This is a genomic window from Lactiplantibacillus sp. 30.2.29 (assembly GCF_018991255.1).
Lineage (GTDB): Bacteria > Bacillota > Bacilli > Lactobacillales > Lactobacillaceae > Lactiplantibacillus > Lactiplantibacillus pentosus.
Window position 1 is genome coordinate 39,976 of record NZ_JAGYGU010000015.1, and the last position, 14,217, is coordinate 54,192.

General features: G+C 47.4%; 11 protein-coding genes. 10 read left to right on the top strand and 1 reads right to left on the bottom strand.

Translation table 11 applies throughout. The annotated features are described in order from the left end of the window. The first annotated feature begins 55 nt into the window (after positions 1 to 55). Both KGF65_RS09765 and KGF65_RS09770 read left to right on the top strand, forming a co-directional pair. Positions 56 to 1,153, top strand: coding sequence for a glycosyltransferase family 4 protein (locus KGF65_RS09765; RefSeq protein ID WP_082230276.1), 1,098 nt, complete (start codon positions 56 to 58; stop codon positions 1,151 to 1,153). A 495-nt stretch (positions 1,154 to 1,648) separates the two neighbouring features. Further along, entirely contained in the window at positions 1,649 to 2,554 is a 906-nt protein-coding gene (locus KGF65_RS09770) for a phosphate ABC transporter substrate-binding protein (RefSeq protein ID WP_003637817.1), read from the top strand. Between the two features lie 79 nt (positions 2,555 to 2,633). Here the strand turns inward: KGF65_RS09770 and KGF65_RS09775 are convergent, their stop codons facing one another. Then, complete coding sequence (locus tag KGF65_RS09775; RefSeq protein WP_216748378.1) at positions 2,634 to 3,275, bottom strand: YigZ family protein; 642 nt, start codon at positions 3,273 to 3,275, stop codon at positions 2,634 to 2,636. A 65-nt stretch (positions 3,276 to 3,340) separates the two neighbouring features. On the opposite strand from KGF65_RS09775, the gene KGF65_RS09780 reads away from it, so the two are divergent. From KGF65_RS09780 to pnpS, 8 genes are all read left to right on the top strand, one after another. After that, complete coding sequence (locus tag KGF65_RS09780) at positions 3,341 to 4,693, top strand: helicase-related protein (protein WP_216748379.1); 1,353 nt, start codon at positions 3,341 to 3,343, stop codon at positions 4,691 to 4,693. Between the two features lie 34 nt (positions 4,694 to 4,727). Beyond that, positions 4,728 to 5,339, top strand: coding sequence for a ComF family protein (locus tag KGF65_RS09785; RefSeq protein ID WP_225433472.1), 612 nt, complete (start codon positions 4,728 to 4,730; stop codon positions 5,337 to 5,339). A gap of 133 nt (positions 5,340 to 5,472) precedes the next feature. Beyond that, positions 5,473 to 6,039, top strand: a complete 567-nt coding sequence (gene raiA / locus KGF65_RS09790; protein ID WP_003637821.1) for a ribosome-associated translation inhibitor RaiA — start codon at positions 5,473 to 5,475, stop codon at positions 6,037 to 6,039. A 316-nt stretch (positions 6,040 to 6,355) separates the two neighbouring features. Next, positions 6,356 to 8,719, top strand: coding sequence for a preprotein translocase subunit SecA (gene secA, locus KGF65_RS09795; protein WP_003637822.1), 2,364 nt, complete (start codon positions 6,356 to 6,358; stop codon positions 8,717 to 8,719). Between the two features lie 104 nt (positions 8,720 to 8,823). Continuing rightward, a protein-coding gene (prfB, locus tag KGF65_RS09800) for a peptide chain release factor 2 (protein ID WP_099722273.1) occupies positions 8,824 to 9,940 on the top strand; the annotation gives its coding sequence in 2 pieces (ribosomal slippage) (positions 8,824 to 8,895 and positions 8,897 to 9,940; 1,116 coding nt in all). Positions 9,941 to 10,124: 184 nt separating this feature from the next. After that, positions 10,125 to 11,300: a PDZ domain-containing protein gene (locus KGF65_RS09805; protein WP_056952481.1), complete on the top strand. Its 1,176-nt coding sequence runs from the start codon at positions 10,125 to 10,127 to the stop codon at positions 11,298 to 11,300. Beyond that, a complete protein-coding gene (locus KGF65_RS09810) occupies positions 11,300 to 12,028 on the top strand; it encodes a response regulator transcription factor (RefSeq protein WP_082230274.1) in 729 nt (242 codons plus the stop codon). Before KGF65_RS09805 ends, KGF65_RS09810 begins: the two co-directional genes overlap by 1 nt. Next, positions 12,021 to 13,421, top strand: coding sequence for a two-component system histidine kinase PnpS (gene pnpS, locus KGF65_RS09815; RefSeq protein WP_088769988.1), 1,401 nt, complete (start codon positions 12,021 to 12,023; stop codon positions 13,419 to 13,421). Before KGF65_RS09810 ends, pnpS begins: the two co-directional genes overlap by 8 nt. The last annotated feature ends 796 nt before the right edge of the window (positions 13,422 to 14,217 follow it).

The window sequence follows — 14,217 nt, forward strand, 5'->3', positions numbered from 1 at the left end:
GTCATTGGGATTTGTATAATTATCATAATAAGAGTGAGAAGGGGGTTGCGCACAAATGATCAGGTTTGAAATTTTAGTATGCCTAGTGGCGACCATGATAGTTTCTGCAATCTTGACGCCGTTTGTGCGGAAGCTCGCATTTAAAATCGGGGCGGTGGACAAACCGAATGTCCGGCGGGTCAATAAAATACCGATGCCAACAATGGGTGGCTTAGCGATTTTTATTTCCTATACCGTCGGGACAACTGTCCTCTATCTGATGCACCAATTTCCTAGTCGCATCTTTTTCGCGCTATTAGGTGGCGAGCTGATTATTATTGCGACTGGAATTATCGACGATATTTATGAACTGAAACCCCGTCAGAAGATGTTGGGTATCACATTAGCGGCACTTGAAGTTTACTTTATCGGTGGCATCCGAATGACGACCTTTACCTTTCCGTTGCTGGGATTGATTCATTTCCAATGGTTAAGTTTGCCGGTGACGCTGTTATGGATTTTAGCCATCACCAATGCGGTGAACCTAATTGATGGTCTGGACGGCTTAGCGACCGGAGTCTCAATCATTTCACTCACGACGATGGGGATCATCGGGTTATTCTTCTTGAATGCGAATATGTTTGTCTCGTTGCTGATTTTTACCCTAGTTGCAGCGATGATGGGCTTCCTGCCGTACAATTTCTTCCCAGCAAGAATTTATCTGGGGGATACGGGTTCCTTGTTCATCGGTTTCATGACGGCGGTGTTCTCGTTGTTTGGACTCAAAAACGTGACGTTGATTTCCGTTGGGATTCCAGTGATGATTTTAGGCGTGCCAATCACGGATACGGTCTACGCGATGATTCGCCGGATCTTGAATAAAAAGCCGATTTCGCAGGCGGATAAACATCACCTGCACCACCGGCTGATGCAATTAGGATTGACCCATCGACAAACCGTCATGGTCATTTACGGGATTGCATTGATTTTTTCGTTCATTTCATTGCTTTACCCGATTTCATCGATCTGGGGTTCAGTTCTCCTGACGATTGGCTTGTTACTGGGACTGGAACTCTTCGTTGAAGCAATTGGCTTAGCTGGCGATAATCGTCAGCCGTTACTCGATTGGATCAAACGAACCGTTGCCCGGCTGACTTCCAAGACTAATCATTAAAAGTTAAGTCAACAATCAGTTGAATGTAAGGCCCTCCGATATGGTGATTGGTGGCGACGTCATCAGTACGCATTAGTTAGTGGTCTAACTTACTGCTCAGTTCTGAGTGAGTCCACCGTGGTAGTTTGGCTGCCAGATTGATGGCCTCGCGCTTAAGACAATGGGCACAGCTGGTATCATTCAAATGAAAATACACTTTAAATTATTACAGGCATCCGCCACGTCAATCGTGCGGGTGCCTGTTTTTCGTTATCGCTGCTTGCGTTCATCAACCTCGACTTTACCAAAACTATACAAGCATTTTACACAATCGTCATTCACAATTTACAAACGATCAGTAATATTAAGCATGTTCCAAGCAATCAACGAAGTGTAACCGTCGAGTGGTGATGCTGCTCCATCACCAGCAACAATACTCCTACCCAGTTATGCGATGACGGTTATCATGTTGGTTGCTTCATTTTGATAGTCAATTGAAGAAGGGGAGTTTCAATTATGAAAAAAGCACTGACACTCGGCGCATTGGCAGTAACGATGACCGTTTTACTAGCCGGTTGCGGCAGTAGCTCAGCTACGAGCACGAAGAACACGAGTAGTAGTGGTAGTGGCAGCTCAAAAACAACCAAGATTGTGGCAACCGGATCAACCGCGTTACAACCACTGGTCGAACAAGCTGGCCAAGCTTACCAAAATGAACATGCCAACGTGACGATCAACGTTCAAGGTGGTGGTTCCGGTGCCGGCCTTAGCCAAGTTGCTAAGGGCTCAGTTAATATTGGAAACTCAGACTTATTTGCACAAGAACAAAAAGGGTTAGACGCCAAAGGGTTAGTTGATCATAAAGTGGCCGTTGTGGGGATGGCACCTGTCGTTAATAAGGATGCCGGGGTCACGAATGTTTCTAAGCAAGAATTAGTTAAGATTTTCCAAGGCAAGATTACCAACTGGAAAGATGTCGGTGGTAAGGACGAAAAGATCACCGTTGTCAACCGGGCACAAGGTAGTGGGACGCGGGCAACGTTTGAAAAATGGGGCTTAGATAATGCCAAAGTGGCAACGAGCCAAGAACAAGATTCAAACGGGACGGTTCAAAAAATCGTCAGCACCACACCGGGGGCAATCAGTTACTTAGCGTTCTCATACGTTAAGTCTGATGTTCAAGCCTTAGCCATTGACAATGTTAAACCAACTGAAGCCAACGTTGCCACTAACAAGTGGAAGATCTGGGCATACGAACACATGTATACTAAGGGTCAACCAACTGGCGAATTAAAGAACTTCTTGACGTACATGACGTCCAAGTCAGTTCAAGGCAGTTTGGTTAAGAAATTAGGTTACATTCCGTTGACTTCAATGAAAGTTGACCGGGGCCAATCAGGTGCCATTACTGATTTGAAATAACCGCAAAAAAGTCGAGCAAGTTGTGCTCGGCTTTTTGTGTATCCTAAATATGATCTAGCAGAACTACCGGTAATCCAGCTTAATCCTGAGATACCGGTACTTCCGCAAACTGTTCACCCTGTTCAGTGAAGGTCACTTGACCACTCAATAAATTAGTGATGGCCGTTTGCACCGCGGCTAACTCTGCTGCACTCACTGCGATCGTCTGGGTGACTTGAACGCCGTAATCGGTATTTAGTATGACCAGTTGGTTTTGCTGCAAGTAATAGTTCAACGCGTCGACGTTGCGGTAATCAAGAGCAATCGCCAGCCGCATCTGTAAAACCCGTTCGACTTTGCCACACGCTTCGATTGCAGCGGCCGGGGTCCCGTTGTAGGCGCGAATTAGGCCGCCAGCCCCCAGCTTGATCCCGCCAAAGTAGCGCGTCACGATCGCCAAAACATCGTGAACGTCATTAGCCTTAAGGACTTCCAGAATTGGGGAGCCAGCCGTTCCTGAGGGTTCACCGTCATCACTCATCCGTTGAATGTGGTCGTCGTCGCCTAGCATGTAGGCAAAGCAATTATGGTTCGCCTTCGGGTTGGCAGCGCGGACCGCGGCAATTTTAGCCTGGGCGTCCTCCTCGCTGGTAATGCGGTAAAGGTGTGCGATGAAGCGCGATTTCTTGATGGTCTGTTCAAAGACCGTGTCTTGGGTAATGGTGTAATAGGGTTTCGTCAAAATTATCGATTCCTTTCGTGGATTTCAGCATGATTTGCGTATGTAATCTATAAAGGGGTGAAGACGTGCAAGCACAAGAACTATATGGTCGGCAGTTAGCCTTATTCGCCGAGGCCGCGCGTGACTTACCGGCTGGCTGTCAAGTTTTGCCAGCGATGCAAGTGACGGCGACCCAGGTCCAGTGTCAACGCTGTGGCAGTCAGCTGGACCGCCAGCGCGCGCAATTACCGAACGAACAGTATTATTGTTACCAATGTCTGAATCTAGGTCGTATCAGCACCCTCGTTAAACTCTATCATATGTCAGAACCGAATGCTTTTGCAACGGTCCCGACCTGTACTTGGACTGGTCAGCTAACGGCTCAACAAGCCGCGTGTGCACAAATGATTCAAGAAAAGTTTGCCGCACGAGAACGACAATTATTGTGGGCGGTGACCGGTGCAGGGAAAACGGAAATGCTGTTTCCCGGGATCACTTGGGCCTTAGCACAACGGTGGCGCGTGGCCATTGCGTCACCGCGAGTCGATGTTTGTTTGGAACTGGCGCCCCGATTGCGAGCAGCATTTGCGGATGCGCCAATTGCCGTGCTGCATGGCCGTGACCCGGAACCGTATCAATATACGCAACTGACGATTTGTACGACCCATCAATTGTTACGTTTTCGCCACGCCTTTGATGTCCTGATTATTGATGAAGTTGACGCTTTTCCATTCGCAGCTAATCCGCGCTTGGCATTTGCAGTCAAGCAAGCGCTCAAACCAGATGGCGCACTACTGTATTTAACGGCGACCCCTAGTCCGGCGCTGTTACGGCAAGTTCGACGAGGACAGTTAGCGATTAGTTATTTGCCATTACGGTTTCATCAACACTTACTGCCGACGATTACGGTGCGATTGCAGCCCAACTGGCCCCAGTTACTAGCACACGGCAAGTTGCCGCGGTGCCTAATTCAACGGTTACGGCAGTATCAGACGCGGCACCAACGCTTTTTGTTATTTGTGGCGCGAATCGAACAGTTGGCGCCCGTGCATCATCTGCTCCAACAGTTATTTCCGCAAATGGCGGGGCAGACGGTACATTCGGCGGACCCAGACCGGTTGACGAAGGTCCAGCAGATGCGAGATAAAGCCGTTCAATACTTAATTACGACAACGATTCTGGAGCGCGGCGTGACACTGCCGGGAATCGATGTCATTGTCTTAGGTGCGGATGATGCCGTGTTTTCGACGGCGGCGCTGGTGCAGATTGCGGGCCGGGTCGGTCGTAGCAAGGCACAACCAACTGGACTAGTCTGGTTTATTTGTCAGCAGCATGGCCGTAACATTAAGCAAGCACAGCGTCAGATTCGTACCGTCAATCGAAAGGGGCGAGCATTGCGTGCCAGCATGCCTATTGTGTCAAAGTCAGATTCAGATTAAGTTAACCTTGCCGTGGTTATTAAGCTGGCAACCCATGCGCCGCCCAGTGGTTTGTGACCGTTGCTGGCAACGCTTTGAGTCGATCAAGCGTCTCCATGCTTGTCCAGGTTGTGGGCGCGCACAAGACCAACCGACGCAATGTCTCGATTGTGCCCGCTGGCCGACATTAGCTGGTTTTCATAACGAAGCCCTATTTCGTTACAATGAGGCGATGCAAACTTATTTTCATCAGTATAAATTCAGCGGCGACTATCAATTGCGACAGGTGTTTGCGACGGTGTTTCAACAAGCTGTTTGCCAGCGCATCGCCCACACCGCAGCAATAGTTGTGACGATTCCTGTCACGCTCGCGACGATGCAGACCCGGGGATTCAACCAAGTGAGTGGGTGGATACCCACGATTGAAACGGCGGCAGTACTGACGACTCAAGCGACGACTAAGTTAGTGCCGCAGTCCAAAAAAGACCGGCACGCGCGGTTGCTGACGCCCCAACCGTTTAAATTAACCACGCCGACAGATATTACCGGTCAGTCGATTTTAATTGTCGATGATATTTATACGACGGGCCGCACGATTCGGCATGCGGCCAGCCTGCTTTTAGAAAACGGTGCCAAGAGCGTGACAGGGCTGACCCTCGCCCGTTAATTTCGGTGGAAAGTGCCGTTTGGATTGTTTATTGTAGCGCTTTCTATTATAATGAAATTAAGCAAAGTAATTAGAGAGTGGTCCTTTAATTACTTTGGGTACACAGTAATGTGTGTGAAGGGAGAGAAGATCTATGCTAAATTTTAATATTCGCGGTGAAAATATCGAAGTGACCCAAGCAATTCGGGACTACGTTCAAAAACGGGTGGGCAAGTTACAGAAGTACTTTGACAATAATGTTGACTCAATTGCCCATGTCAACTTAAAAGTTCACCCAGACAAGACGGCTAAAGTCGAAGTCACTATTCCACTTCCCTATTTAGTTCTCCGGGCAGAAGAAACTTCTCCTGATATGTATGCGAGCGTTGATTTGGTGACCGACAAGTTGGAACGCCAAATCCGTAAGTATAAAACTAAGGTCAACCGTAAGTCCCGTGAAAAGGGCTACAAAGCGATTGACTTTGCAGCGACTGATGAAACAGTTGCCGCTGCCGACAATGATCAGGACGATAAGTTAGACGTTGTACGCACGAAACGCGTGGCTTTAAAGCCAATGGATAATGAAGAAGCAATTCTGCAAATGGATATGCTCGGCCATGACTTCTTTATCTACGAAGATGCGGAAACCGACGCAATTAATATCGTCTATCGGCGTAACGATGGCCGTTATGGTTTGATTGAAACCGACGACAATCACTAAATTTTGAAACGTAACTAACGAGGACTGGTCAGTTGACCAGTTCTTTATTTTTGACCATGGAAGTCAGTTAGGGGCAGATGTTCGGTTAAGAAATGCTGTCCGACTGAATTAAAGAACCCGGGTCAGCGATTGGAAATATGGGGTTAAAGACTAATATTTAGTTAAGGATGTAAATAAAACGGCTGACGGTATCGGTTACATAGGGGCCCGTGGTTTTCATTACTAGTAAATAATGGTAAAATGACAGATGGTATTTTATTTTGAAATGGACAATTGAAATTAAAATTTAGATTAATTATTTGGAGAGGATACGTAAATGGCCAACATTTTAAAACGCTGGGTTGAAAGCGACAAGCGGACTATTCGGCGTCTGGATAAGATTGCTAATAAAGTTGAAGCTTATGCTGACGAATACGCCAAGTTAAGTGATGCTGACTTGCAAGCGAAGACCCCAGAATTTCGTGAACGTTACAAGGAGGGCGAATCGTTAGACGATTTGTTGCCAGAAGCATTTGCTACGGCGCGTGAAGGTGCTAAACGGGTGCTGGGACTTTACCCGTTCCACGTTCAAATCCTCGGTGGGATCGTGTTGCATCAAGGTGACATTGCCGAAATGAAGACTGGTGAAGGGAAGACCTTAACGGCCACCATGCCAGTTTATTTGAACGCCATCTCTGGTAAAGGGGTGCACGTTGTTACGGTTAACGAATATTTGTCAGCTCGTGACGCGACCGAAATGGGTGAGCTCTATAACTGGTTAGGCATGAGTGTCGGCATTAACGGTGCTGAAAAGTCACCAGAAGAAAAGCGGGCTGCCTATAACGCAGACATTACTTATTCAACCAATGGTGAAATCGGGTTTGATTACTTACGTGATAACATGGTGGTTTACCGTGAAGACATGGTACAACGCCCATTGAACTTCGCGATTATTGATGAAGTTGACTCCATCCTGATCGATGAGGCGCGGACGCCGTTGATTATTTCTGGTCAGTCAGAAGGGACGACTGGGATGTACAAACGGGCGGACCGGTTTGCCAAGACGTTGACTAAGGATGAAGATTACAAAGTCGACCTCGAATCCAAGACGGTTGCGTTATTGGACGAAGGGATTCGAAAAGCAGAAAAGTATTTCGGTTTAAAGAACTTGTATGATACTGACAACACGGCTTTGAACCATTACTTGGACGAAGCCTTACGGGCCAACTACATCATGCTCAAGGATAAGGACTACGTGATTTCTGACGGTGAAGCGTTAATCGTTGATTCCTTTACGGGTCGGATCATGGATGGTCGGCGTTTCTCTGACGGGTTACACCAAGCGATTGAAGCGAAGGAACACGTTGAGATTCAAGAAGAGACCAAGACCATGGCCAACATCACTTATCAAAACTTATTCCGGATGTACAAGAAGCTTTCCGGGATGACAGGGACGGCCAAGACGGAACAAGAAGAATTCCGTGAAATTTACAACATGGAAGTTATTACGATTCCAACAAACCGGCCAATGATTCGTGATGACCGTTCTGATTTACTGTACCCAACGTTACAAAGTAAATTTAACGCGGTTGTTAAAGAAATCAAGGAACTCCACGAAAAGGGCCAACCAATGCTAATTGGGACCGTTGCCGTGGAAACATCAGAATATTTATCACACCGTTTGGATGAAGAAAATATTCCGCACGTGGTCTTGAACGCCAAGAACCATGCCAAGGAAGCCGATATCGTTGCCAATGCCGGTCAACGCGGCGCCGTCACGATTGCCACCAACATGGCTGGTCGTGGGACGGATATCAAGTTAGGACCGGGTGTCAAAGAAGTCGGTGGGTTAGCCGTTATTGGGACCGAACGTCATGAATCACGGCGGATCGATAACCAATTACGGGGCCGTGCCGGTCGTCAAGGTGATCCTGGGATGTCACAATTCTACCTATCACTTGAAGATGATTTGATGTTGCGGTTCGGTTCTGAACGAATCAAGAACTTCTTGCAACGGATGAACGTGGAAGATGACGACGCTGTGATCCAGTCACGGATGATTACGCGTCAAGTTGAATCTGCGCAGAAACGGGTCGAAGGGAACAACTACGACTCACGTAAAAACGTGCTGCAATATGATGACGTCATGCGGGCCCAACGTGAAGTGATTTACGGGGAACGTCAACAAGTGATCATGGAAGAAAAATCCTTGAAGCCAGTGATTATGCCAATGATCAAACGGACCGTCGAACGCACTGTTCAATTGCATATGCAAGGCGATGAAAAGGATTGGGACCTTGGTGCCGTGGTTGACTTTGCACAAGCGGCCATGGTCAAGGAAGATTCCATCAGCGTCGATGACCTGAAAGGCAAGTCACCAGCTGAAGTTGAGGATTACTTGATGAAGCGGGTCGACGAAGTTTACGATGCTAAGACGAAGCAATTATATGATGCTGGTCAAATGCTTGAATTTGAAAAGGTCGTTTTATTACGAGTGGTCGATTCACATTGGACAGATCATATTGATTCAATGGACCAATTACGGCAATCAATTGGGTTGCGTGGTTACGGTCAGTTGAACCCATTAGTTGAATACCAACGTGACGGTTATCAGATGTTTGAAGAAATGGTCGCCGATATTGATTACGATACGACACGTCTCTTCATGAAGTCAGAAATTCGCCAAAATATTCAGCGTTAAGATTAAGGTTAACGAAAGCGAGTCTGAGACTGAGGTCTTGGGCTCGTTTTACGATTGCAAACGATATTAAATAAATAATAAATAAGTTGAAAGAAGGGTTCTTTGTGGAATTAAGTGAATATAAACACCTGATCACGGAAATGCAAAGTGCTGTCGACGACTTTAGGGGGTCGCTTTGACTTAGATGCGTTGAACGAAAGCATCCAAGAAAACGAAGCCCGAATGGCCGAACCAGGGTTTTGGGATGACCAGGCTGCGGCGCAAAAAGTCATTGACGATAATAATGCGTTAAAGAGTAAGTATGAGACGTTCAAACAATTGTCTGATGAGGTCGGCGACTTAGCGGTGGCGTACGAGTTACTTAGCGAGGAGCCAGATGCTGAGATGCAAGCTGAGTTCGAAACGGACTTCAAGCATGCCGAACATGATTTACAACAGTACCGCCTCAGTTTGCTATTAGATGGCCCGTATGACCGTAATAATGCAATTCTGGAAATCCATCCCGGTGCTGGTGGAACGGAATCACAGGACTGGGGATCGATGTTGCTGCGGATGTACACGCGTTGGGCCGCTAGTCATGATTTCAAAGTCGAAACGGTCGATTATCAAGCGGGTGATGAAGCTGGTATCAAGAGTGTCACGTTACTCATTAGTGGACATAATGCGTACGGTTATTTGCGCTCCGAAAAAGGCGTGCACCGGTTAGTCCGGATCTCGCCGTTTGACGCAGCTGGACGGCGGCATACGTCCTTTGCCAGTGTCGACGTGATGCCGGAACTAGACGATACGGTCGATATCGATGTGCGGCCAGAAGATCTGAAAATCGACGTTTATCGGGCGAGCGGGGCTGGGGGTCAGCACGTTAACAAGACCTCTTCAGCCGTTCGAATCACGCATATTCCGACTGGAATCGTGGTGGCTAGTCAGGCACAACGGTCTCAATTGCAGAACCGGCAAACGGCCCTTAATATGTTGCGGGCCAAGTTGTATGAGCGTGAAGAAGAGAAGAAAGCCAAAGAACGCGCAGCGATTCAGGGTGAACAGATGGACATTGGTTGGGGCTCACAGATTCGCTCCTACGTCTTCCATCCGTACACCATGGTGAAAGACCACCGGACCAATTACGAGTCCCATGATGGTCAAGCCGTGATGGATGGCGACCTTGATCCGTTCATGGACGCCTATTTACAATGGAAATTAGCGCAACGGAACCCCCAATAATGATGGGGTAATACTAAGGTGACCTATCGTTGTGTAGGTCGTCTTAGTATTTTTTTGGCTAAAAGTCTTATAATATAGAAATATTAATGCGGTAATAGCAAGGCTGACCAGTTTGAAACGGCGTTGGTCTACACCGGTAAAAATGCTATACTAACTTCAGAGTTTAACGTTAGGGGTCACGCACATGCAGGTATTGAAGATATTCGAATTGTTCCTTTTACAGCCACTCGTTTGGATTGGTTTACTGCGCAGCTATTTAACCGCCAAACGCCGAGTCACCTATGAACGCCAAAATTTTCATAGCGCCATCAATTCACAATTGGTCGAGGTCCGGCACTTTTTCATGGACGGCTGCTTATTGGGAATTTTAATGACCATCATTAGTTTGGCACTCGGGTTAGTGGTCTCACCAGTCTGGGTCGTCCTGTATGAGGCACTTGCGACCATTAGTCTGATTATTCTGCCGGGAATGCTAGTTCCGGTGACGGTCTTTGGCTTGAGTTGGTTGGGATACTGGCTCATGAGCCCCCAATTGACAACAGTTGGTGGAATTTTGCAACAGCACGGCATTTCAACGACGAGCATGAGTGGCAACTTGGTCGTTAATGGCTTGATGTTATTAGCCGTTGTTTTGGGGACGACGGCATTACTGCTACGTTGGCATGACCATCAAGGCCGCTCACCGAAGTTGCAGCCGGATCAGCGTGGTAAACGGCTGGTTCGTTACCAATGGCAGCAACTATTAGTCTTACCGGTTGGTGTGTTGATTCCAGGAGATTGGATTCATGCGACGCTTAGCTGGTGGCCGGTATTCACGGTTGGCGAGCGGTCATTTAGTATTATATTATTGCCATTATTAGTAGGTGCCAGTGCGCGGGTTTACAAGCAGTTGCCCCAAATTGCGTGGCGCCAACTCGCGACCCGCTTGGGGGGTGTCGCGGTGGTCAGCGTGATTCTCGCCATTGTGGCCCGCTTTGCAGTACTTAGTCCACAGTGGTTGCTGGGGCTATTAGCATTCGTAGTCGTGTTGACTTGGGTTGTGATGATTCAACATCGATTTGATGATCGGCATCAGCAATTGCGCTTCTCTGATACCGAACAGGGTGTGCGCGTAATTGGTCTCAGACCGAATACGCCCGCGGATAAGTTGAATCTAGACTTAGGCGACGTGATTCTGGAATGTAATCGGCAGCCGGTCAACACGGAAGCGGAGTTTTATGCTGCGCTATTGAAAAGTCCAACCTACGTCCATTTAAAAGTACGTAACCGACAACAAGAATTGATTATTACCGAAACGGCGATTTATAATGGCGCCCCACACGAGTTAGGAATTGTGTTATTCACTGATCAGGAGGATTAATGACCATGGATAAGATTTTAGTGGTAGACGATGAACCGGCAATCGTAACGTTATTGTCATACAACTTAAAACAGGCGGGATACGAGGTCGTGACGGCGACGAATGGTGCGGACGCGTTGTCACTAGGTCTGGAACAATCGTTTACATGTATTTTGTTAGATTTAATGTTGCCGAAATTAGATGGAATGGAAGTCACTAAAAAGTTACGGCAAGAAAAGATTCAGACGCCGATTATTATTGTGACAGCTAAAAATGATGAATTCGATAAGGTCTTTGGATTAGAACTCGGGGCGGATGACTATATCACCAAGCCGTTCTCACCCCGCGAGGTCTTGGCGCGAATCAAAGCGGTGATTCGGCGGACAACCCCTGATGAACCGGTGACACCACCAACGCCAATCGCACCCGCTAATCGTTCCGTGATGCTAGTCGGCGATTTGCAGATTGACCAGAATAAATATCGGGTCGCACGCAACGGTGAAAATATCAGTTTGACACCGAAAGAGTTCGAGCTACTGATTTATTTTGTCGAACGTGAAGGTCGGGTGCTCAGTCGTGATGCGATTTTAAACCATGTCTGGGGCTATGATTATGCCAGTGAGACACGCATCGTGGATATTCACATTTCGCATTTACGGGAAAAAATCGAAGCAGATCCAAAACATCCGCGCCTGATTCGGACGGTCCGGGGCTTCGGCTACGAATTCGTGGGTGACAGTCATGCATAATCGCTGGCAACAGACGACCAGAATTTTAGTCATGGAAAACGTCCTGATTACATTGATTGTCCTGGTCGTGTTGCAGCATTTTTCACCAATCAAGTGGTCGTGGGGATTAGTGCTGAGCCTCTGCTGCGGGCTCATTGGCTTAGCAATTATTGAAGGGGTTATCACTTGGCATCAGCAATATAATCGCCAAAAAACGATCGACCGGATGGAAGCCAAACTGCGCCAGATGAGCAGTCAGCAGTTTCCACCCCACATTTTACTGCCACAGTCAGACCCGTTATATAGTCTGGCCCAGGCAGTCAATCAATTAGAAAGCTTTCAAAAGCATCAAACGCGGCGTGCGGAGTTACAAGAAAAAGAACTGATGATGATCATGCGCTATTTACCCGTTGGGGTGATGGTAATTGACCATCGCCGACAAGTACAACTGTCCAATCCAACGATGAGTGAGTTGTTACAGGTTTCCGTTAACTCTGTTGCCCACATTTATACGAAGGACATCCAACTGTACGCGTTGACCAAGTTGATTGAAGATACGATTACTAGTGGTGACAATCAACGGGCGACGATCACATTGACGCCGGCACCTAATACGCAAGTGGTGGAAGCTTCCACTGTTTACATTCAAGGGAACCGCGGCCAGTTTCAAATCGTCTTGATTCTGTATGATATTACTGAGGTCTATATGATCGAACAGATGCAGGATGATTTTGTTAGCAATGCCAGTCATGAATTGAAGACGCCGATTACGGCGATTGCGGGGTTCACTGAGACGCTACTAGGTGGGGCAAAGGATGATCCAGAAACGCTCGACCAATTTTTGCACATTATTGCGGATGAGAGTCAGCGGCTGATCGATTTGATTCAAGACGTGCTCTCGTTGTCACGCATTCGAGCTCAGAACACGACCAAGTTAACCTTGTCGTCAGTTGCGGTGCGACCGTTGATTACGCAAGAACTAGCGGTCGTTCAGCAGGCCACCGACCGGCAACACTTGACGATTAATAATCAAGTTGATCCGGATTTGACCGTGACCAGTGATGCTCAAAAACTCAATCAAATCGTCAAAAATTTGCTGACGAATGCGATTAAATATAATCGACCACAGGGGAGTGTGACGATTGCGACCCATGTCGGTGAACAATCTTGGTCGTTGATTATTAAAGATACTGGGATTGGAATTAGCGCGGACGACCAGCAACGGATCTTTGAACGCTTCTATCGCGCCAGCCCATCCCGCTCACAGCAACTCGTGAGCGGTACGGGACTCGGACTAGCCATCGTCCAGGAACTCGTGAATGCGATGCAAGGCACGATCGAAGTGGTCAGTCAGCGAGGCGTCGGCACAACAATGACGGTGACGTTACCTTTAATTGCGCCGGAATCAGATTAACTAACCGGTGATACGCATTGTAGGCGTTATTCTTTAGCATTAAAGATAATTAAAACGTGCTATTTTCTAAGTTCAAGAGCCGCCAGCTGAGACCCGCTGGAACAGTGCGAGTTAGCGTAAACTTGCTGTCGTGGAGACGTCCTAGGCCGGCTTCCAGGCATTCTGGGCAATGGCCGGAACGTCGTGGACACAGATTTAAGCCGACAAACCACGTCTTAAATACTGGTCTTCCACTAACCAAGCCAAGAACGCTTGCTAAGTGGAATTTCACCACTGGGCCTTGCCCAGAATACCTTCCAGCCGGGATGGTATTCGAAAGGCAGACATGTGTGGACCCAACATTTTATTGGATTAGTCTTTGATTCCTTGGTACACGGGGACTTTGATATTGAACTTTCAGATCGGTTTCTAACAATCGTTAACTTTCTTACCCATGTTTTAGCTTTTCGAATCAGCAACTCCACGGTACTTGTCAGAACTTTTCCTAGTTGTCTGAAATAGCAAAATCTTGGATTCTCAACGAAGATAATCCTATCGACTAAGTCCAAGACCAGTTGCTATTGAAGTTGGTGGCATTAAGATGGGTGAATAATATTTGCTAATCTTCTCAGCAGTTAAATGCCATAAGTCATCATCGATACTGATTAAAAGTTTGCTTGAAGGACCAGTCACCAAATATTCAGTGGTCAATTGCACCTAGATAGGTGGACGTTCATCCGCCATTCGAGTGGCTTCCCGACTGGAGGGGCTGGCTGACAATGCTCAAGGGCGAAATTCTTCTTGTCCGGGCGGGTTT

What these genes read in the sequence shown, in the direction of transcription:
- KGF65_RS09765 (WP_082230276.1), top strand. Translation starts at nt 56, where the DNA reads ATGATCAGGTTTGAAATTTTAGTATGCCTAGTGGCGACCATGATAGTT.
- KGF65_RS09770 (WP_003637817.1), top strand. Translation starts at nt 1,649, where the DNA reads ATGAAAAAAGCACTGACACTCGGCGCATTGGCAGTAACGATGACCGTT.
- KGF65_RS09785 (WP_225433472.1), top strand. Translation starts at nt 4,728, where the DNA reads ATGCGCCGCCCAGTGGTTTGTGACCGTTGCTGGCAACGCTTTGAGTCG.
- raiA (WP_003637821.1), top strand. Translation starts at nt 5,473, where the DNA reads ATGCTAAATTTTAATATTCGCGGTGAAAATATCGAAGTGACCCAAGCA.
- secA (WP_003637822.1), top strand. Translation starts at nt 6,356, where the DNA reads ATGGCCAACATTTTAAAACGCTGGGTTGAAAGCGACAAGCGGACTATT.
- KGF65_RS09805 (WP_056952481.1), top strand. Translation starts at nt 10,125, where the DNA reads ATGCAGGTATTGAAGATATTCGAATTGTTCCTTTTACAGCCACTCGTT.
- KGF65_RS09810 (WP_082230274.1), top strand. Translation starts at nt 11,300, where the DNA reads ATGACCATGGATAAGATTTTAGTGGTAGACGATGAACCGGCAATCGTA.
- pnpS (WP_088769988.1), top strand. Translation starts at nt 12,021, where the DNA reads ATGCATAATCGCTGGCAACAGACGACCAGAATTTTAGTCATGGAAAAC.